The sequence below is a fragment of the Variovorax sp. 38R genome (assembly GCF_014843395.1).
In the GTDB taxonomy this organism is placed as follows: Bacteria; Pseudomonadota; Gammaproteobacteria; order Burkholderiales; family Burkholderiaceae_C; genus Variovorax; species Variovorax paradoxus_H.
In genome coordinates this window covers 5,801,428-5,820,980 of record NZ_CP062121.1, presented here as the reverse complement: position 1 = coordinate 5,820,980, position 19,553 = coordinate 5,801,428, and the positions used below count along the sequence as shown (strand labels likewise).

General features: G+C 69.3%; 19 protein-coding genes. 7 read left to right on the top strand and 12 right to left on the bottom strand.

Translation table 11 applies throughout. The annotated features are described in order from the left end of the window. Positions 1 to 122: 122 nt before the first annotated feature. Complete coding sequence (gene tyrS, locus IG196_RS26980; protein WP_192193764.1) at positions 123 to 1,355, top strand: tyrosine--tRNA ligase; 1,233 nt, start codon at positions 123 to 125, stop codon at positions 1,353 to 1,355. A gap of 53 nt (positions 1,356 to 1,408) precedes the next feature. On the opposite strand, the gene IG196_RS26975 is transcribed toward tyrS, so the two are convergent. Both IG196_RS26975 and IG196_RS26970 read right to left on the bottom strand, forming a co-directional pair. Beyond that, entirely contained in the window at positions 1,409 to 2,023 is a 615-nt protein-coding gene (locus tag IG196_RS26975) for an OmpA family protein (protein WP_192193763.1), read from the bottom strand. A gap of 4 nt (positions 2,024 to 2,027) precedes the next feature. Further along, entirely contained in the window at positions 2,028 to 2,522 is a 495-nt protein-coding gene (locus IG196_RS26970) for a FecR domain-containing protein (protein ID WP_225616817.1), read from the bottom strand. A 151-nt stretch (positions 2,523 to 2,673) separates the two neighbouring features. Between IG196_RS26970 and IG196_RS26965 the strand changes: the two genes are divergently transcribed. Next, entirely contained in the window at positions 2,674 to 3,588 is a 915-nt protein-coding gene (locus IG196_RS26965; protein ID WP_192193761.1) for a cation diffusion facilitator family transporter, read from the top strand. Continuing rightward, on the top strand, positions 3,585 to 4,028 hold the full coding sequence (dtd, locus tag IG196_RS26960) for a D-aminoacyl-tRNA deacylase (protein ID WP_192193760.1): 444 nt from the start codon (positions 3,585 to 3,587) through the stop codon (positions 4,026 to 4,028). Before IG196_RS26965 ends, dtd begins: the two co-directional genes overlap by 4 nt. Here dtd and IG196_RS26955 read toward each other — a convergent pair. Genes IG196_RS26955 through IG196_RS26945 form a run of 3 tightly spaced genes read right to left on the bottom strand, consistent with a single transcriptional unit; the run spans position 4,000 to position 6,048 of the window. Further along, positions 4,000 to 4,614 (bottom strand): class I SAM-dependent methyltransferase, encoded by a 615-nt coding sequence (locus IG196_RS26955; protein WP_225616816.1) that lies wholly within the window; start codon positions 4,612 to 4,614, stop codon positions 4,000 to 4,002. The genes dtd and IG196_RS26955 overlap by 29 nt on opposite strands. Positions 4,615 to 4,628: 14 nt before the next feature. Next, positions 4,629 to 5,096 (bottom strand): rRNA maturation RNase YbeY, encoded by a 468-nt coding sequence (gene ybeY / locus IG196_RS26950; protein WP_095947949.1) that lies wholly within the window; start codon positions 5,094 to 5,096, stop codon positions 4,629 to 4,631. 1 nt (position 5,097) lies between these two features. Further along, entirely contained in the window at positions 5,098 to 6,048 is a 951-nt protein-coding gene (locus IG196_RS26945; RefSeq protein WP_192193758.1) for a PhoH family protein, read from the bottom strand. A 20-nt stretch (positions 6,049 to 6,068) separates the two neighbouring features. Between IG196_RS26945 and ruvA the strand changes: the two genes are divergently transcribed. From ruvA to IG196_RS26925, 4 genes are all read left to right on the top strand, one after another. Continuing rightward, on the top strand, positions 6,069 to 6,641 hold the full coding sequence (gene ruvA / locus IG196_RS26940) for a Holliday junction branch migration protein RuvA (RefSeq protein ID WP_056577514.1): 573 nt from the start codon (positions 6,069 to 6,071) through the stop codon (positions 6,639 to 6,641). Between the two features lie 27 nt (positions 6,642 to 6,668). Further along, on the top strand, positions 6,669 to 7,289 hold the full coding sequence (locus IG196_RS26935; protein ID WP_192193757.1) for a hypothetical protein: 621 nt from the start codon (positions 6,669 to 6,671) through the stop codon (positions 7,287 to 7,289). Continuing rightward, positions 7,286 to 8,281 (top strand): helix-turn-helix domain-containing protein, encoded by a 996-nt coding sequence (locus tag IG196_RS26930; protein WP_192193756.1) that lies wholly within the window; start codon positions 7,286 to 7,288, stop codon positions 8,279 to 8,281. The genes IG196_RS26935 and IG196_RS26930 overlap by 4 nt, the downstream gene beginning before the upstream one ends. A 130-nt stretch (positions 8,282 to 8,411) precedes the next feature. Continuing rightward, positions 8,412 to 9,818 carry an aldehyde dehydrogenase family protein gene (locus IG196_RS26925; protein ID WP_225616815.1) on the top strand — a complete coding sequence of 469 codons (1,407 nt, stop codon included), beginning with the start codon at positions 8,412 to 8,414 and terminating at the stop codon, positions 9,816 to 9,818. Between the two features lie 35 nt (positions 9,819 to 9,853). Here IG196_RS26925 and IG196_RS26920 read toward each other — a convergent pair whose 3' ends face one another. The 7 genes from IG196_RS26920 to IG196_RS26890 all read right to left on the bottom strand — a co-directional run bounded on the left by IG196_RS26920 (position 9,854) and on the right by IG196_RS26890 (position 19,518). Next, entirely contained in the window at positions 9,854 to 11,008 is a 1,155-nt protein-coding gene (locus IG196_RS26920) for a serine hydrolase domain-containing protein (protein WP_192193755.1), read from the bottom strand. After that, positions 11,005 to 13,314, bottom strand: coding sequence for a primary-amine oxidase (gene tynA / locus IG196_RS26915; RefSeq protein ID WP_192193754.1), 2,310 nt, complete (start codon positions 13,312 to 13,314; stop codon positions 11,005 to 11,007). Before tynA ends, IG196_RS26920 begins: the two co-directional genes overlap by 4 nt. Before the next feature lie 69 nt (positions 13,315 to 13,383). Beyond that, positions 13,384 to 14,346, bottom strand: a complete 963-nt coding sequence (locus IG196_RS26910) for a helix-turn-helix domain-containing protein (RefSeq protein WP_192193753.1) — start codon at positions 14,344 to 14,346, stop codon at positions 13,384 to 13,386. Positions 14,347 to 14,482: 136 nt separating this feature from the next. Beyond that, positions 14,483 to 15,481, bottom strand: a complete 999-nt coding sequence (locus IG196_RS26905) for a Bug family tripartite tricarboxylate transporter substrate binding protein (protein WP_192193752.1) — start codon at positions 15,479 to 15,481, stop codon at positions 14,483 to 14,485. Positions 15,482 to 15,506: 25 nt separating this feature from the next. After that, positions 15,507 to 16,793: an alkyl sulfatase dimerization domain-containing protein gene (locus IG196_RS26900; protein WP_192193751.1), complete on the bottom strand. Its 1,287-nt coding sequence runs from the start codon at positions 16,791 to 16,793 to the stop codon at positions 15,507 to 15,509. Then, positions 16,790 to 18,124, bottom strand: a complete 1,335-nt coding sequence (locus IG196_RS26895; RefSeq protein ID WP_192193750.1) for a DUF1254 domain-containing protein — start codon at positions 18,122 to 18,124, stop codon at positions 16,790 to 16,792. Before IG196_RS26895 ends, IG196_RS26900 begins: the two co-directional genes overlap by 4 nt. A gap of 5 nt (positions 18,125 to 18,129) precedes the next feature. After that, positions 18,130 to 19,518, bottom strand: coding sequence for a DUF1254 domain-containing protein (locus IG196_RS26890; RefSeq protein WP_192193749.1), 1,389 nt, complete (start codon positions 19,516 to 19,518; stop codon positions 18,130 to 18,132). Positions 19,519 to 19,553 lie beyond the last annotated feature (35 nt).

The window sequence follows — 19,553 nt, the reverse complement described above, 5'->3', positions numbered from 1 at the left end:
GCAAGGCCCAGTGCGTTCAGGGCGGCAGGAGACGGTGCGGAAAAAAGCGCCGCTTAGAATCCGGCGCTTGAAAGTCGGGCTGAGTATAGCTTCGGCCACCGGAAAAACCGCCAAAAAAGCCCATGAACGCCGAATCTGTTACATCCACCAGCCTCTCGGATGGTGTAAGACAAGCCCTCGAAATATCCCTCCGTGGCGCTGACGAGCTGCTGCCGCAGGACGAGTGGGTGAAGAAGCTCCAGAAGGCGGAAGCCTCCGGCAAGCCGCTGCGCATCAAGCTGGGCCTGGACCCGACCGCACCGGATATTCATATCGGACACACGGTGGTGCTCAACAAGATGCGCCAGCTCCAGGACCTGGGGCACCGCGTGATCTTCCTGATCGGCGACTTCACCTCCCTGATCGGCGACCCCTCGGGCCGCAACAGCACCCGCCCGCCGCTCACGGCCGAGCAGATCCGCGCCAACGCCGAAACCTACTTCGCCCAGGCCAAGCTGGTGCTGGACGAGTCGAAGACCGAGATCCGCTACAACTCCGAGTGGAGCGATCCGCTGGGCGCGCGCGGCATGATCCAGCTGGCGGCCAAGTACACGGTGGCGCGCATGATGGAGCGTGACGACTTCAACAAGCGCTTCAAGGCCGGCCAGTCGATCTCGGTGCACGAGTTCCTGTACCCGCTGATGCAGGGCTACGACTCGGTGGCGCTCGAAAGCGACCTCGAGCTGGGCGGCACGGACCAGAAGTTCAACCTGCTCGTCGGCCGTCATCTCCAGCAGGAATACGGCCAGGAGCCGCAGTGCATACTCACTATGCCGCTGCTCGAAGGGCTCGACGGCGTCGAGAAGATGTCCAAGAGCAAGGGCAACTACATCGGCATCAGCGAAGACGCCAACAGCATGTTCGCCAAGGTGCTGTCGATCTCCGACACGCTGATGTGGCGCTGGTACACGCTGCTGAGCTTCCAGTCGGTGGCGCAGATCGAGGCGCTGAAGGCCGAGATCGCCGGTGGCCGCAACCCAAAGGACGCCAAGGTCGCGCTGGCCAAGGAAATCACCGCGCGCTTCCACAGCGCCGCGGCGGCCGATGCGGCGGAGCAGGACTTCATCAACCGCAGCAAGGGCGGCGTGCCCGACGAGATTCCCGAGGTGGCGCTGAGCGGTGCCCCGCTGGGCATCGGCCAGCTGCTCAAGCAGGCCAACCTGGCGGCGTCGTCGGGCGAGGGCAATCGCCTGATCGACGGCGGCGGCGTGCGGGTCGATTCGGTCGTGGTGTCCGACAAGGGCCTGAAACTGCCCGCGGGCAGTTACGTGGTGCAGGTCGGCAAGCGCAAGTTTGCGCGGGTGACCCTGAGCTGATCGACAAAAAAGGCCCCTCGGGGCCTTTTTCAATGGGGGTCAGCAGCGTGGGGTCAGCGGACCTCGATGGTCACGCGCCGGTTGCGCGGCTCGTCCACGTCGTCGGCGGTCGGCACGGCCAGGTCGCGTTCGCCGCGGCCCACGGCCTCGATGCGGGCGGCCGGGAACTGGCGCTCCACGAACAGCTGCACCACTTCCTGCGCGCGGCGGCGCGACAGCTGGTCGTTCTGCTCGCCGGCACCCTTGGTGTCGGTGTGGCCGGTCACGACGATGTCGCCGCCGCTGCGGGCCAGCGCGGCGGTCAACGCCTCGGTCATGATCTGCTGCGACGCCGCCGTCAGCGTGGCCGTGCCCACCTCGAAGAACACCGTGTAGCGCTGCGGAGGCGGCGGGCGCATGTCGAACAGGGGCTTGTTCTCGGCCTGGACCTTGGCTGCATCGGCCTGGTCGACCACCGGTGCGCCGCTCTTGCCCACGGCGGCCGTGGCGCGCTGGTAGGGCTTGGAAAGCACTTCTTCGCCGTCCTTGGCGCGCACCACCACGGCGGAGGGCGTGCCGTCAGCCTGGGGCAGCAGCACCACGCGCGTGCCCGGCGTGGAGCAGGCGGCTAGAAACAGGGCGACCGTGGTCGCAAGAAGAAGGGAGGAGCGGCGTAACAGTGTCTGCATCTTTTCAGGGTTGGCCGTCGGTCTGCACGATGAAGTCCGTGCCCCGAATGCCGATGGTGGCGGTCTGGGTTTCGACGCGCACGGCGTCGGGGTTGGTCTTGCCGATGAGGCCGGTGATCATGCGCATCGAGCCGCGCAGCAGCGACACGAGCATGCCGCCGTCGCGGGTGGTGCCGTCGAAGTGGAATTCCTTCAGGTCCATGCGCGAGGACGGGCCGACCATCAGCGTGGTGTTGTCGCGCAGCACGACGGCCGCCGACGAATCCGGGCCGGTCACGATGCGATCGACCGCGCCCAGCGCGTCGCCGGGGGCTGCGTTGCGCGTGGCGCCGGCGCCGTCGAGCAGCTGGACGCTGCCGCGCACCGACTTCACGAACCCGGCCTGCTGGGGCGTTGCTGCGGCTGCGGGCGCCGCAGCGGGTGCCTGGGCCTGGGCCTGGGCCAGGGTGGCTGCGCCGACGATGGCGAGCCCGAGGGCTGCGGTCAAAAAGTTCTTCATCATTTGCCTCTCTGTGACTGATTGCTTCGCAATGAGCGCAAATATTAAGGCGAAGGCGTTACATATGGTCACGCGGCTGATAATTCAGCCGATTCCTGCGACGTAATGCCCGCCCGCACAGGCCCTTTTTACCTGATCTTGTTCTTTCTGCATGACGTTGACCCCTAAAACGCTGCTTCGCGTCTCTGTCGCGGTGGCCCTGCTCACCATCCTCCTGAAGGGCTGGGCCGGCTACCTGACGAATTCGATGGGCCTCATTTCGGACGCCATGGAGTCGTGCGTCAACCTCGCGAGCGCCATGTTCGCGCTGGCCATGGTGACCATCGCCGAGCGCCCGGCCGACGAGGACCATCCCTACGGCCACCACAAGGCCGAGTACTTCTCGTCCGGCTTCGAGGGCCTGCTGATCGTGGCCGCGGCCATCGCCATCCTGTGGGTGTCGGTGCTGCGGCTGATGGCGCCGCAACCGCTCGAGCAGCTGGGCTGGGGCCTGGCGCTGTCGGTGATCAGCTCGGGCTTCAACGCGGCGCTGGCGTTCGTGCTGTTCCGCGCGGCGCGGGCGCACCGCTCCATTGCGCTGGAGGCCGACGGGCGCCACCTGATGACCGACGTCTGGACCTCGGTCGGCGTGCTGGTCGGCATCGTGGCCGTGCATTTCAGCGGCTGGCTCTGGCTCGACCCGCTGATCGCCATCGGCGTGGCGCTCAACATCGTGCGCGAGGGCTTCAAGCTCGTGTGGCGCTCCTCGCAGGGCCTCATGGACGAGGCACTCGATGCCGAGACGATCGCCACCGTGCGCGCCACGCTCGACGCCTTCGCCGCAAACCATGCCGAGGGCGACCGGCTGCGCTTCGACGACATGGTGACGCGCGGTGCCGGCCAGCGCCGCTTTGCCGACCTGCACATGCACGTGCCCGGCGACTGGACCCTGCAGCGCGCCGCCAACCTGCGCGACGAGCTGGAACAGTCGCTCATGGATGCCGTGCCCGGCCTGCGCGTGACCATCCAACTGCTGCCGCTCACCATGGAAGCGCGCGCCACCCGACTCGAGAACCACCATTCATGAAAGCCGTGCTCCAGCGCGTGGCGCACGCGCGCGTCGACATCGCAGGCCAGACCGTCGGCGCCATCGAGGCCGGCTTGCTGGTGCTGCTGTGCGCCGAACGCGGCGACGTCGACAGCGTGGCCGACCGCCTGCTCGCCAAGATCCTCAAGCTGCGCATCTTCTCGGACGAGGCCGGCAAGATGAACCGCAGCGTGCAGGACATCGGCGGCGGCCTGCTGGTCGTGAGCCAGTTCACGCTGGCCGCCGACGTGAGCGGCGGCAACCGCCCCAGCTTCACGCTCGCGGCGCCGCCCGACGAAGGCCGGCGGCTCTACGAATACTTCGTGACGCAGGCGCGCGGCGCGCATCCCGTGGTGGCGACCGGCGAGTTCGGTGCCGACATGCAGGTGCACCTGCTGAACGACGGGCCGGTCACGATCCCGCTGCAGATGACGGCGTAGGCCGGAGCACGGCCTCCCACGCCACCTTCGGCTCGTCGTAGCGCAGCACGCGCACCTCTTCGAGGTGCTGCAGCTGCCAGCCGTCGGCAAACAGCCGCTCGACCGCGGCGCGGTCGAAGAAGCGCTTGGGGATGCCGTCCACCGTGTAGAAGAAGTCTTCGTCCCGGGCGCTGTCCAACGGGCCGCGCGCGCCGTGGTGCAGGTCGTTGACCGAGTTGAGGCGGCACAACAGCACGCCGCCCGGCTGCAGCACGCGGTGGATGCGTCGCACCAGCGCCAGCGTCTCGTCCCACGCGAAGTAGTGCGGCGACAGGCTGGCGAGCACGGCGCCGACCGTGGCGCCCTCCGCGAGCGGCCACGCCTCGCGGAAATCGCCGCAGTGGAACTCGGCGCCCACCGGCACGCGTTGCCGCGCCTGCGCCAAGGCGTCGGACGACAGCTCGATCGCCACCACGTCCAAGCCGGCTTCGACCAGCGTGGCGGTGTCGCGACCGGCTGCGCACCCCAGCTCGAGCACCGGCCTGTCGCCAGCGCATTCGCGCAGCAGCGGCAGCCAGCGCACCAACCAGGGATCGGTGTCCTGCACTGCCGCGGCCCCTGTCAGCGCCCGTACGGGCTGCGAATGCCCAGGCCCGCGAGGATCTCGATTTCGTACGCTTCCATCTCGTCTGCGTCGGCGTCGCTCGTCTCGTGGTCCCACCCTTGCGCGTGCAGCGTGCCGTGCACCAGCAGGTGCGCGTAGTGCGCGGCGAGCGTCTTGCGGTTTTCCTTCGCCTCGCGCGCCACCACGGGCGCGCACAGCACCAAGTCGGCCATCACGACCGGGCCCTGCGCATAGTCGAAGGTGAGCACGTTGGTGGCGTAGTCCTTGCCGCGGAACTCGCGGTTCAGGCGCTGGCCTTCTTCGGCATCGACGATGCGCACGGTGATCTCGCCGTCGATGTCCAGCGCGTGGCGAATCCAGCGGTTCACGCTGTGGCGCGGGAGCGCGGCGCGGTGGCGCTCCACGCCTTTGAAGCGGCCGAACTGCAGCGACAGCGACAGGGCGGGAAGCAACGAGGCCGCCATCTCAGTGGCCTCCCGCGCGCTTGCGCTGGCCGTCGTAGGCATCGACGATCTTCGCCACCAGCGGGTGGCGCACCACGTCCGCGCTCGTGAAGTGCGTGATGGCGATGCCGGCCACGCGCTTGAGCACGCGCTCGGCGTCGATCAGGCCGCTGAGCTGGTGCTTGGGCAGGTCGATCTGACTCACGTCGCCCGTCACCACCGCCTTGGCGCCGAAGCCGATGCGCGTGAGGAACATCTTCATCTGCTCCACCGAGGTGTTCTGCGCCTCATCGAGGATCACGAAGGCGTTGTTCAGCGTGCGTCCGCGCATGAAGGCCAGCGGCGCAATCTCGAGCACGTTGCGCTCGAAGGCTTTCTGCACCTTCTCGTAGCCCATGAGGTCGTACAGCGCGTCGTACAGCGGGCGCAGGTAGGGGTCGACCTTCTGCGTCAGGTCGCCTGGCAGAAAGCCCAGGCGCTCGCCCGCTTCGACGGCCGGGCGCGTGAGCACGATGCGCTGCACCGCCGCGCGCTCCAGCGCATCGACCGCGCAGGCCACGGCCAGGTAGGTCTTGCCGGTGCCGGCCGGGCCGATGCCGAAGGTGATGTCGTGCTTGGCGATGTTGTCCAGGTACAGCGCCTGCGTGGGCGTGCGCGCGCGCAGGTCGGCGCGGCGCGTGACCAGCATGGCTGCGTCCTCGTCGCTCATCGAGCCGTCGCCGGCCAGCGTGAGCTGCACCACGGCCGGGTCGATGGCGCGCTGGGCGATCTCGTAGAGCGCTTGCAGCACCTCCATGGCCCGCTGCGCGGTGGCCTTGGGGCCGTCGACCTTGAACTGCTCGTGGCGGTGCGCGATCTTCACGCCCAGGGCGTCCTCGATGCGGCGCAGGTGCGCATCCAGCGGGCCGCACAGGTGGCCGAGGCGCGAATTGTTCAGGGGGGTAAAGGTGTGTCGCAGAATCACGCCGGACATTTCAAGGAAAAAGGGCACCCATGATAGGCAAACTGACCGGCACGCTGGCAGAGCGGAATCCCCCGCAGGTGGTGGTGGACTGCAACGGCGTCGGCTACGAGGTCGACGTGCCGATGAGCACGTTCTACAACCTGCCGAACGTCGGCGCGAAGGTGTCGCTGCTCACGCACTTCGTCGTGCGCGAGGATGCGCAGATTCTCTACGGCTTCGGCACCGCCGAGGAGCGGGCGGCCTTCCGCCAGCTCATCAAGATCACCGGCGTGGGCCCGCGCACCGCGCTGGGCCTGCTCTCGGGCATGAGCGTGGGCGAGCTGGCGCAGGCCATCACCACGCAGGAGCTGGGCCGGCTCGTGAAGATCCCGGGCATCGGCAAGAAGACCGCCGAGCGGCTGCTGCTGGAGCTCAAGGGCAAGCTGGGCGCCGACATCGGCCTGCCGGCGCATGCCGCGTCCGACGCGCAGGCCGACATCCTGCAGGCGCTGGTGGCGCTGGGCTACAGCGACAAGGAAGCCGCGCTCGCGCTGAAGGCGCTGCCGAAAGATGCGAGCGTGAGCGACGGCATCAAGATGGCACTGAAAGCCCTGGCGAAGTAACCGCGGGCCATCGAAGGCAGGCACGACATGCCGAACTGCGACTTCTACGCCACGCCCGAAGACCACGAGGGCCTGCTCACGTGGCTGCTGGCCGAAGGCAGCTGCGAGGTCCATGAACTGGGCTCCGACTTCGGCCAACCCCTGAAACGCTTCCATTCGGCCGCCGAGGTGCTGGCGCAGTTCGAGCGGCGCTATCCCAATGGCAGGAAGTGGCGCGCGGTGCACCTGCAGCTCTACGTGCGCGGGGCAGGGCCGCCTTTCGAGCCTCGCCGCGTCGCGCTCGACCCGAAGGCCTGCGATGGCGCCACCTTCCGCTACAGCGCCGACGGCTGGGGCCTGGTGCAGCTGTACCTGGGCGCGCTGTCCGAGGGCGACGCGCGGCTCGAGGACTCCCACACCAACCACAACACACTGAAGCGTGCCCAGGCCTGGTCGGGCACGGTGAGCGAGATGGGCGACGTCGGCGCCTGGGACTTCGGCAAGATCACCGCCTTCTCGTCGCGCCTGAACCGCGAGATCCGCAAGCAGGGCGTGGCAAAGATCGGCAGCCGCGCCATACTGCCGGGCGCACTCAAGCTGTGGAAGACCGGGATGGCTCTGGGCCCCTGGAAGCCCGGCGAACATGCGTTGCAAGGAGACACCCCGTGAGCGCTTCCTCTTTCGCCCCGCTGTCTTCAAGCATGACCGGCGGCCCCCTCACGCCGCTGATGCGCGCCGAGATGCCGTTCGAGCTCGTCGGCCCGCGCCTGCAGGCCGTGTGCGGCAACTTCACGCCCGTGCCCATGCCGCGCCAGCAGACCGTGTCGGGCGGCATCGAGGTGCGGCGCGCCGGCGGGGTCGACGTGGCGCTCATCGGCCAGAACCTGCAGCGTGTGCACCGCGATGCGCAGGCCATCCGGCGCGACGACCGCGAACATTTCTTCCTCGTGTTCCAGGACCACGGCGGCGCGCTCATGTGCCACGGTGCGCAGCAGATCGCGGTGCAGGCCGGCGACATCGTGCTGATCGATTCGGCGCGGCCCTCGGAGTTCGTCTACGACGGCGCCAGCTCGCAGCAGGTGTCGGTGCACCTGCCGCGCGCCGACATGCTCGCGCGCTTCGGCCCCACGCTGCAGGGCGGCGTGTGCGTGCGGCGCGGCGACGCACTGGGCTTTGCGATGCGCGCCATCCTCGCGCGCATGCTCGACAGCGGGCAGTCCGACGACGACCACCTCGTGGAAGCCTTTCTCGGCGTGTTCGGTTCGGTGCTGGTCGAGCGCGCGCGGCAGGCGCCCGCGCTGCTGTCGCGCAATGCCGGAGAGGGCGTGCTGCGCCGCGCGATGGACCACGTGGCGCTGCAGTTCCACGATCCGGCCTTCCACGCGGGCGAGCTGGCGCGGCACCTGGGCGTGTCGCCGCGGCTGCTGCAGCGGGCCTTCGAGGCGCTGGGTGTTTCGCCGAGCCGCCACATCCTCGACACGCGGCTGGCGGCGGCGCGTGCCGCGCTCGATGCCGCAGCACGCCGCGGCGGGCCCGCGCCGGCCATCGCGGAGGTTGCCTACGACTGCGGCTTCAACGACCTGTCGTTCTTCTACCGCGAGTTCCGCAAACGCTACGGCGTGCCGCCGGGACGCCTCGCGCTCGGTCCGCTGACGCATTGATCGATTGACTGACGCCTGAGTCCATTCACTGACGTCTGGCTCCAAGACGCCGGCCTCTGCTTTTCCTACATTGACCTGCGCGCCCGCCCTGCGGCGGCGCGTTCCAGCGTCAACCTACAAGGACAAAGCAATGCAAGAGACAAGAATGACGATCGGCGGTCGCGCAGTGCCAGGCACGGCTTCCTTCGAAGTGCGCAACCCCGCCAATGGCCAGGTGATCGGCACCGCGCCGAACGGTTCGCGCGACGACCTCGCCGCCGCCGTGGCCGCCGCGCAAAAAGCCTTCACGAGCTGGTCGCGCCAATCCGACGACGAACTGGCCGCGGCCTGCCGCGCCGTGAGCGAGAAGATCGGCGCGCACGCCGAGGAGTTGGCGCGCCTGCTCACGCTGGAGCAGGGCAAGCCGCTCAACGGCCTGGGTTCGCGCTGGGAGCTGGGCGGCGCCGCGGCCTGGGCCGGCGCCACCGCGGCGCTGTCGCTGCCGCCGCGTGTGCTGCAGGACAACGCGCAGGGCCACGTCCAGATCTTCCGCAAGCCCGTGGGCGTGGTCGGCTCGATCACGCCGTGGAACTTCCCCGTGCTGATTGCCGTCTGGCACGTGCTGCCGGCGCTGCGCACGGGCAACACGGTCGTCATCAAGCCCTCGCCGTACACGCCGCTGGCCACGCTGCGCTTCGTGGAGCTGCTCAACGAGGTGCTGCCCGAAGGCGTGGTCAACAGCGTGAGCTGCGACGACCGCACCTCCAACCTCGGCGCCGACATGGCGAGCGACCCGGTCATCCGCAAGATCGTGTTCACCGGCTCCTGCGCCACCGGCAAGAAGGTGATGCAGTCGGCCGCCAGCACGATGAAGCGGCTCACGCTCGAACTCGGCGGCAACGACGCCGGCATCGTGCTGCCCGACGCCGACCCCAAGGCCATCGCCGAAGGCCTGTTCTGGGGCGCGTTCCTCAACAACGGCCAGACCTGCGCGGCCATGAAGCGGCTGTACGTGCACGCCAGCATCCACGACGACGTGTGCGAGCACCTCGCGGCCTTTGCCAAGCAGGTGCCGATGGGCGACGGCATGGACGAGAAGAACGTGCTCGGCCCGGTGCAGAACCGCATGCAGTTCGACAAGGTCGCGCGGCTCGTGGCCGACGCGAAGACCAAGGGCCAGCTGCTCACCGGCGGCGAGCCCGGCGAGGGCTTGTTCTTCCCCGCGACGATCGTTGCAGGCCTGAAGAACGGCGATGCGCTGGTCGACGAAGAACAGTTCGGTCCCGCGCTGCCCATCATCCGCTACACCGATGTCGAAGACGCCATCCGTGCCGCCAACGACAGCGAGAACGGCCTCGGCGGTTCCGTGTGGTCGAAGGACATCGAACACGCCAAGCGCATCGCGTCACGCCTGGAGTGCGGCTCGGTGTGGATCAACAAGCACGGCGCCATCCAGCCCAACGCGCCCTTCGGCGGCGTGAAGGCCTCGGGGCTCGGCGTGGAGTTCGCGGAAGAAGGGCTGAAGGAGTACACCGACGCGCAGGTGATCTTCTCCTGAGGAAAGTCCAGAGCGTGGCACCCGCCACGCTCTGGTTAGTTGCGCAGCGCGGCGGTCAATGCGCCGAGCAGCGCATCGGTCTCGACCAGGCTCGGCGGATGGATCGGCGCTGGCCACGTGCTGTGGATCGCGACCACGAGCCGTTCCTTGGGGTGGATGTAGATCTGCTGGCCGAAGATGCCGAGCGCGGCGAACAGGCCGCCGTCGAGCTCTGGCAGCGCCTTCGCGCCGGTCGGGAAGGTCCACCACTGGTAGCCGTACCCCATCGGTTCGAAGCCCGCGAGCGTGCCGGGCGCGAGGTGGCTGGCCGCGTCGACGCGCGTGGCGTCGGCCATCCAGCCGTCGGGCAGCACCTGCTGGCCGCCGGCCACGCCGCCGCCGAGCACGAACAGGCCGAAGCGCCCGAAGTCGCGCAGCGTCGCGTTCACGCCGCTGCCGGTGAACTCCTGGCCATCGACCGCATCGAGCTGCCAGTAGGCGTCGGCCTCCATGCCGAAGGGCGCCCAGATCTTTTGCGAGAGGTAGTCGCTGATCGGCCGGCGGATCGCGCTGGCTAAAATCTCGCCGACGAGGCAGGTCTCGCCGGTGCTGTAGTTGAAGCGCGTGCCCGCCGGCGCCACGCGCGGGCGCTGCGCCATGAACGTCAGCACCGCGCCCGTTTCGCGCGTGAGCTGCACGCGCATCAGCTGGCGCCGGTCGGAGTCGGCGTCGAGGTAGTCCTCGTTCCAGGCCACGCCCGAGCTCATTTGCAGCACCTGCTTCACCGTGACTTCGTCATACGCCGAGCCGCGCAGCGCGGGCAGGTAGCGCACGACCGGGTCGTCGAGGCTGGCGATGTGGCCGTCTTTCACAGCCGCGCCGACCAGCGTGGAGGTCAGCGATTTCGCGACCGAGAACGACAGCCACTTCGTCGCCGCGTCGTTGCCCATGGCGTAGCGCTCGAGCACGACGTCGCCGTCCTTGAGCACCAGCAGCCCGGCCGTGTGGTTGCGCGCCATGAAGCCGTCGATGCCGAAGCGCTGCGCATCGATCGGCGTGCCTTCGGGCAGCGGATGCACGTGCGTGCCGCGCCGGATCGCGCGCGTCGCGTAGAGCCGGTCCATGTGGCGGTAGGTCGGCGCCTGCAGCGCGGGCGGCAGCGTCATCAGGTCTTCGTAGCGGCCGATGGCCGCGTCGTTCGCGGCGCTCATTTCGCAGCCGGCCGGTTCAGCCCCAGCGTCGGCGTCTCGTCGAAAAAGTTCCAGGGCTTGAGCAGCGCATGCACCCACTCGGTCGGCATGATCGGCCACTCCTCGGCGCGCGCGACGTGCGTGGTGCCGGTGGTGAGCCACACCACGTTGTCGGTGTTCACGATCTCCTGGTTGTCGGCCGTGAACTGGCCCAGGCCGGTGTCCTTGTTGGAGCGGTTCGGGTACTTGCCTTCGGGGAACAGCTCTTCGGGGTCGTAGCGCGTCACCCAGAGCTGGCGGTCCATGAAGCTCAGGCGGTGGTTGATCCACTCGTCCTTCGCGAAGTTCGCGCCCTTGGCAATCGGGTGCGTGCCGCCCGCGTACGGCACGAGCTGGTACGACACCGGGTTGCCGACCTTGTTGTTCTTCGCCGGGTTGCTCAGCAGGCGGATGGTCGAGGGGTCGAACTTCTGCGCCGCCTGCTGCTCGGTGCGCACCGTGCGCTGCACCGTCTGCATGGTGCTGGTGCGCGGGCCGCCGCGCGTGTTGGGCAGCACCACGGGGTCGACCTCGGTGAGCGTGTTCTGCTCGCCGTCCACATCGAGGTCGAGGCGGAAGTTGTAGATGTGCTGGTGCGTGGTGCCGACGATGTGGTGGTCCAGCAGCGTGCCGTAGCGCGTGTCTTCGGCGGCCGTGGGGTCCTGCATGGTGCGCGCCTTCACGCCCTTCACGGCCTCGATGCCGGTGGCGCCCGCGTGGATGCCGATGGTGCCGTTCTCGGCGAACACCCAGTCGAACAGGTAGTCGTAGTTGCCCACCGTGCTGATCCAGCGCACCACCAGCTCGCGCCGCTCGGTGCTGATGTTGGGCTTGCCCATCTCCTGGTGCTTGAACTCGGGATCGGCATAGCGCTCGAAGACCGCGATGGCGCGCGGCACCTTGGTGGGGGCGCCGGTGTAGTCGGCCAGCGTGGCGTCCAGCAGCACGGCGTTCTGCGGCGCGTCCTTGTTCGGTTCGATGGGCGAGGTGAGCGTGCCCATGCCGTACTCGCCCGAGTCGAGGTAGGCCTTGAAGTACCAGCCGGTGTCGGGGTCGCCGTAGGGCACGATCATGCCGCCCAGCGAGCCTTCGTACATCACCTTGCGCTTCGTGCCCTTGTCGTTGTACGTGACGGTGGACAGCACCAGGCCCACGCGCGAGTCGAGCCGCACGTGGAAGTCCCAGTTGCGCCAGTGCATCGTGTGGCCGGTGATCGTGTAGTTCTTGCCCTCGGGCTCGGTGATCTCCAGCGGCTTGGGCGCGGGCGTGGCCGCGCGGTCGCGCCCGTCGTAGGGCGTGGGCTTGAGCGGCACGGGCACCAGGCCGCCGTCCTCGATCTTGATGACCTTCTTCTGCTCCAGGTCGACCACCGCCACCAGGCCCTCGATGGGGTGCGCCCAGTAGTTGCCGTCGCCCACGTCCAGGTAGCTCACCACCTTCAGCAGGCGGTCTTCCTGGCGCAGCGAATCCTTGCCGCCGAAGTAGCCCACGGTGAGCGGCGTGGCGACCACCTTCTTCACGTCGGCGATGCCGCGCGTGGCGAGCGCCTTGGCGTAGTCGGCGCTGGCCTCGATGGCGGTCTGCACGGTGGCGAAGTCGTCCAGCAGCACCATGCCGTGCGCGCCCTCGATGGGCTTCCACGCGGTGAGCGTGCGCGCCGCCAGATCGACCGAGCCCTCGATGACCTTCTTGCCGTCGAGCGCCACGAAGGCCGCCTGGCGTGGCGCGCGCACGGGCTGGCCGGTGAGCGCGAAGTTCCAGACCTCGTCCTTGGGCGGGCGCTTCACGCTGATCTCGGTGAAGCGCAGGCCGGCCTTGTAGCGCCCGGAGGCCTTCAACACCTCGAGCGCGGTCTTGATCTCGGCCTCGGTGAGCGGGTTCAGCGGGTTGGGCACGCGCTCGACCACGAAGGTGGTGTCCAGGCTGGACTGGAACACCTGGTTCACGAAGTCGTGCGGCACGTAGGCCGCGCCCTTGCGCAGGGTCACGGGCACGTCGAGTTGCATCGGCTGGCCGTTGACCAGCGCCGTCTTCGAGCCGGGTTTCAGGCGCACCAGCGTGCCGTTGCGCGCCACGGTGAACACGTTGGCAAAGCTGTCCCAGCGCAGCGTGCCGCCGAAGTCTTCCACCGTTTTTTTCAGCGGCACCATGTGGGCCGCGCCGCCGTGGGCCCGGGCCGGCTCAGTGCTCAGGGTGCCGAGGGCGAGCGCCAACGCGGTGGCCAGGGCGGTGCCCAGGAGACGCCGCGCGGCCCCGCGGACCGGCGTTCGGTGGAAACTGCTGCGCATGGCTGCATCCTTCTTCGCGTGTTGTGGTGGACAACCGCGAAGTTAAGAGCGCCGCCGACGCAGGCGTTATCAAGATTTGGCAAACCATCGCGCGCGCGTGGCCGATGGCAGTTCGCCGAACAGGCGCGCGTAGTCGATGGCAAAGCGCGACAGGTGCCAAAAGCCCCAGCGCGCGGCGATGTCGCCGATGGTGTCGTCACGGCAGGCCTGCATTTCGCAGCGCACGCGGTTCAGGCGCATCACGCGCAGGTAGGTGACGGGGCTCAGGTGCAGCACGTCCTCGAAGGCGTACTGCAGCGAGCGGCGCGACACGCCCGTGGCCGCGCACAGGTCGGGCACGCTGATGGGCTCGTCGGCGTGCGCCTGCATGTACTCGCGCGCCTTCGCCACGATGTGGCGGCGCGCCGCCGAACTGGCGGGCAGCCGGGCCTCGAAGGCCTCCGAGCCCATGCACTGCAGCACCGCGTCGGCCAGCGACAGCGACAGCATGTGGCGCGCGGCCGGCTGCTCCAGCTGCGCGAGGTTGTCGCGCGCCAGCGACAGGGCGGCGCCCAGCAAGCGGGTGAAGGCGGTTTCGTCGAAACCGGGGTGCTGCACCGGCGCGGGCACCGGCATGCGCAGCGCGAAGTCGGGGCCGAACAGCGTGGCGGCCAGGTCGGCCAGCGGCTCGGTGTCGACGCACACGGCCATCAGGTCCATGCCGGCACCGGCCAGCAGCTCGAACTCGCGCTGCGGCGACAGCGCAATCAGCCGCCGCCCGTCGAGGTCATGGCCGCAGTACCAGCTGCCCGGGGCGGTCACGTCGATCACGGCCAGGCACAGGGCGCCCGGGCGGCCGTGGCCGTGCTGCAGCACCGTCTGGTTGGCGTGTTCATGGAACACCTGCACGAAATCCAGGTGCAGGTCTTCGGACAGCCCCTCGAAGCGGCCGTTCGACAGCTGCTCGTAGTGCTGCTTCCAGCTGCCCACGCCCGAGGCTTGGGCCTGGGCTTCGGCGGTGAGTTGTCGGCTGAAATGAAGAAGCTCGGTCATGGTGCGCGCTGGCGCAGTTGCCATCGCCCAGCCGATGAGCAGAAACCGTGCCTGTCAGCGCGCAGTGTGTGGGAAGCGCCGCCGGCCGACCACGTTGCTTACCCTTGGTCAGGCCGGCTCAGGCCCGCTCAAGTGTTCACTCGAGCGTCAGGCCGATGTCCTTCACCAGCGCGCCCCAGTCCCGCAGGTCGTTCCGGATGGTGGTGGCGAACTGGTCGGGCGTGTTCTGCGGCAGGTCGTTGAAGTTCAGCTCGTACATGCGGCGCACCACCGCGGGGTCGCGCAGCACCTGGTTCACGGCCTCGTTGAGCTTCTTCACGATCGCCGGCGGCGTCTTGGCCGGCGCCATCAGGCCGTACCAGGCGTAGGTGGTGAAGGGGTAGCCGCTCTCGGTCATGGTCGGCACGTCGGGCAGCATCGGGATGCGTGAGGGGCCGCTGTTGGCCAGCGCCCGGATGCGGCCGGCGCGCACGATCTCCACGGTCGAGGAGATGTCGGCGAACGCCGCATCCACCTGGCCGCCCACGAGGTCCTGCACGCAGGGGCCGCTGCCCTTGTAGGGCACATGCGTCATCACGAGGCCGGCCTGCTTCTTGAGGCTTTCCATCGCCAGGTGGCCGCCCGAGCCGTTGCCCCACGAGCAGTAGCTGAGCTTGTCGGGCCGCGCCTTGGCGTAGGCGACGAACTCCTGGATCGTCTTCACCGGCAGGTCCTTGCGCACCAGCAGCAGGTTGCCGCCGCGCCCGACCTGCGCGATCGGCACGAAGTCTTTCAGCGGGTCGTAGGGCAGCTTCTTGTAGAGGCTGGGGTTCACCACCATCGTCGCGGCGTAGGTGAACAGCAGCCGGTAGCCGTCGGGCGTGGAACGCGCGACCACCTCGCTGCCGAGGATGCCGTTGGCGCCCGGGCGGTTGTCGACCACGAAGGGCTGCTTCAGGATCTTGCCCAGGCCGTCGCCGATGATCCGCGCCATGGTGTCGGTGCCGCCGGCCGGTGCGGTGGGCACCACCAGCGTCACGGGCTTGTCGGGGTAGTTGCTGTCGGCTTGTGCATGGCTGGCAACGGCCAGAGCAGCCAGGGAACAGGCGACCAGCGTGCGCAGGCCGAAGCGAAAGTGTTGTTGTGTGGTTGTCATGGTCCGTGTCTCCGATGGAAAGGCTTCAGCGGATGCCGAAGCGCGCCTGCGTGCCTTGTTCGATCATGTCCGCGCCCACGCGGTACAGGTTGCGCGAGACGTAACTGGGCACTTCGCGCGCACGCTCGCGCAGCCATTCGGCCTTGAGCGAACGCGCCTCGGCGATCTCCAGCGCGTCGCCCTCGGCGGTGGCGAGCAGGTCGATCACATGCAGCGCGAGCTGCCACTGCTTGGCTGCGGCCAGCTTGCGTGCCTGGTCGATCACGCCGCGCTTGTCGGTGATGGCGTCGGCCACCGCGCGGCCGATGGCCTCGGGCGCCGCCGGGTGCAGCGAGGTCGGGTTGCGGTCCCACCAGCCGTTCTCCGAGCGGTAGATGTCGCGCACGATGTAGCCGGGGTCGCCGTAGGTGGGCTTCATCCAGTCGACCGCGAACAGCTCGTCGGGAAAGCGGATGCGCGCCAGGATGTCGCGCTCGTTGAGCCCTTCGTTCATGAGCCGCACCACCTCGGCGCGCAGCCAGCGCAGCGCACGGGCCGTGTGCCCGAGCACGCGCTGCACCTGGTCTTCGCCTTCGAGCGTGGCGCCGAATTCGCGCACTGCCTTGCGCGGCTTCAATGCCGCCAGCGCCTCCAGCGTGTCGGCCCAGCGCACCGTGTCGCGCATGGTGCGAAAGGGCGTGCCGATGTTGGGAATCGAATCGATCAGCGCCGCGCCGCCGTACAGCACGCGCTGCGCCGGGCTCCACAGCGCGATCGCGTCGTCGGTTTCCGAAGGCGCCCAGCGCAGCTCGATGCGACGCTCGCCGCTGCCGATCTGCAGCACGTCGTCGAAGGTCTCGGTGGGCGGGTGCGTCACCAGCCGGTGGTCGAAGAAGCCCGGGGGGCGGTTGAACTGGATCTCGGCCATGCGGTGCTGCAGGGCCAGTGTTTCGCCGTAGCGCGCCAGGCGGCGCGGCACGTGGCGGTGCGCAATGATCCGCGGCGGTGCATCGCCGCGCGCGGCGGCATGGGCCAGCCACATCGGCACGCCGGCGTTGTAGCCGATGTGGCCGTGGCTGAAGCACAGCGCATGCACCGGCGCGTCGCTGAGCTGGCGCAGCGCATCGATCATGCCCTGCGTCACCGAGCCGCCCGGGCCGGCGTCGATCACGACCAGGCCCGCGTCGGTCTCGGCCACGAACGACTGCCCCTGTCCGCGCAGGATGTGCAGGCCCGGCGCGACGGTCTCGGTGCCGGAGCCGACGATGAGGAAGGGCTTTTCTTCTTCTTCTTCTTCTGCTGCTGCTTTGGGTTTTTCAACGGTGGTGGTCATGCGGAATCCTTGGTGACGGTGAGGGGCGGCAGCAGGTAGCGGCCGTCGAGCAGTTCGGCGCGCGGCACGTAGGCGCGCAGGCAGAGGTAGAAGCTGCCTTCGGGCGCCGGCAGCCAGTTGGCGAGTGCGGCGTCGCCTTCGGGACGCGCGTGCTGGATGTGCAGCGTGAGCCCGCCGTCCGCATCGCGCCGCAGGCCCGGCGTGCGGTCGCCGATGGCGTAGCGGTCGATCGGGTTGTCGACCAGCATGTAGTCGCGCGTGTCGTACATCGTGAGCGACCAGAAGGCGTCGACCGGCGGCAGCGCGTCGGGCGCGAAGCGCAGTGTGTAGCGGCGCTGGCCGGTGAGCGGCTCGCCTGCGGCGTCGTGCCAGGCCATGGGGTAGGTGGCCTCGCGGCTTTCGAGCATGCCGATGTACTTGAGCGCGACCAGCGCGCGCGCCAGGTGGTCGTCGCCGAAGGAACCTTCCACCAGCGGCATCTGCACCCAGCCCGAGGCCGTGGTGCGGCCCGACTGCGCCTCGCGCAGCCGCGGCAGCACGGTGTCGAGCGCGGCCTGCAGCGCGGCGCGCTGGCCTTCGTCGAGCGCGCCTGCGCCGGCGCCGATTCCGAGCGCGGCATAACGCGCGAGCCGCGCCGCATCGCCGGCCGGCGGCGCGTTGTCGCGCAGCGCCGCGTTCACCTGCGCGGCGAAGTGATCGGCGGTGAGCGGTGCCTTCGGATCGCAGGCCGGATCGAAGGCGCGCGGCGCCGAGGCGCGGCCGGCCTGCCAGTCGGCCAGCGTGCGCACGAGAAAGCCGTCCTGCAGCGCGTTGACGGCGGGCACGTCCTGCGGGCCGTCGACCAGCAGGCGCCCGATGATCCACAGCCAGCGCGTGGGCGCCTCGATGCGCGCGCCCGGTGCGTCGAAGGCGGCGGGCAGCGTGCCGCGCCATCCCGGCGGCGTGACCACGAAGGAGCGCGCCGCCGTGCCCGTGAGGCGCTGCCCGAGGTGGGCAAAGGGGTTGGTGAAGAAGTCGAGCAGGCCCAGCACGTAGTAGCGGCCGGCGGTGTCGGGCACGTCGATCACGAGCGGGCCGTCGCCCAGGTCGAGCCAGGCGTTGGTGTAGAGCGTGTCGTTGTTCGGCGTGACGACGCGGCTCTTGCCCGCGCGCAGCAGCTGGCGCGCATGCGTGAACACGTTGCACCAGCGCTGCGGTCGCGGCGCCTCGCCGGCGGCATCGGTGCGCTGCGGCGAGGTGGCCGCGCGCATGCGGCACATCTCGTAGAGCGGGTAGGCGTAGACCACGGCCTCTTCGGCCACGGCTTGAAGGGTGTCGGTGTGCGGCTGCATCGTGCTCAGCCCTGCTGTGCCTGCAAGGCCGGGATGCGCCAGCTCTGCACGCCTTCGCGCGGGTAGTACATGCGCAGGATCAGGTAGAAGCGCCCGGCCGGCGCGGGCAGCCAGTTGGCGGCATCGGCGGGGCGCGCGTGGCTCACCACCAGCTCGAGGCTGCCGTCGGCGGCGCGCTTCAGGCCGGGCGTGCGGTCGCCGATGGCGTGGCGGCGGATCTCGTTGGGGTAGAGGAAGCGGTCGGTGTCGTACAGCGTGACGGACCAGAAGGCGTCCGCGGGCGGCAGGTCGCCGGCCTCGAAGCGCATCGCATAGCGGTGCAGGCCGTCCAGCGGCTCCTGCTTCGCGTCGTGGTGCGCGGCGGCGTACACCGCCTCGCTGGTGGCCAGCGCGCCCAGGCCCAGGTAGGCGGTGCGCGCGCGGCCGAGGAACTCGTTGCCGTAGCGGCCGGTGGCCGGCGTCATCGACCAGGGCTTGGGCCGGCGGTTGCGGCCCACCGCGCCGACCAGCTGCACGCCCTCGGCGAAGCCTTCGATGAGGCCTTCGCGCAGCGGTGCTTCGAGCGCGTCCCACGAGAACGCGGCGTTCGCCAGCAGCCCGCCCTGGCCGAACCACGCGACGAGGCCGCGGTCTTCCACGCGGCCCGGCGCCTCGGCCAGCGCATGACAGACGTTGGTGAAGAAGCGCGGCGCCACTTCTGCGGCCGACTCGCCGTGCTCGAAGGCGGCGGCCATGGCGTCTTCGTGCGGGCCGGCCCACTGCGCGATGGCAGCCGGGCGGCCCTGCAGCACGGTGCCGGGTGCGGGCGCGAGCAGGATCTCCGACTGCAGCGCGCGCGCTGCCGGCCAGTCGCTTTCATCACCCACGAGGATGCGGCCGATGAGCCAGACCAGGTTGGTCGGGCAGCGCACCACGCGGTGGGCGGCGAGCGATTCGGGCACGGTGCCGCCGGGGCCCACGAGCACCACGGTTTCGCCTTCGGGGTTGCAGTTGCGCGGGCCCAGGTTCTCGAAGTTCTCGGTGTAGGCGTCGTACAGCGGCAGCACGAAGTAGCGCCCCGGATGGCGCGACGCCGCCGGCACCGTGAGCAGCATCGGCCCGTCGGCCAGGTGCAGCCAGGCCATGGTGTAGAGCAGGTCGTTGGCGGGCGTGACCACGTCGCGGTCCTGGTCGGTGGACGGGCGCGGCGCGTGGTGCAGCGTGTTCATCGGCGCGCGCACGTCGGAGCCGGCCGAGGCGCCGCTGCGGCGTTCGGCGCGCGGCGCAGTCTGCATGGCGCAGGTGCGGTAGGTCTCGGTGAGCGGATAGCCGTAGACGAAGGCGGCCAGGCCGATGGAGCGGGCGAGCGCCTTGCGGGCGACGGCGATGTCGGGAGCGGAGACGGGAGCGTTCATGAGAAAGACCTCGGAGCTGGGGTTCGGAAAAGAGG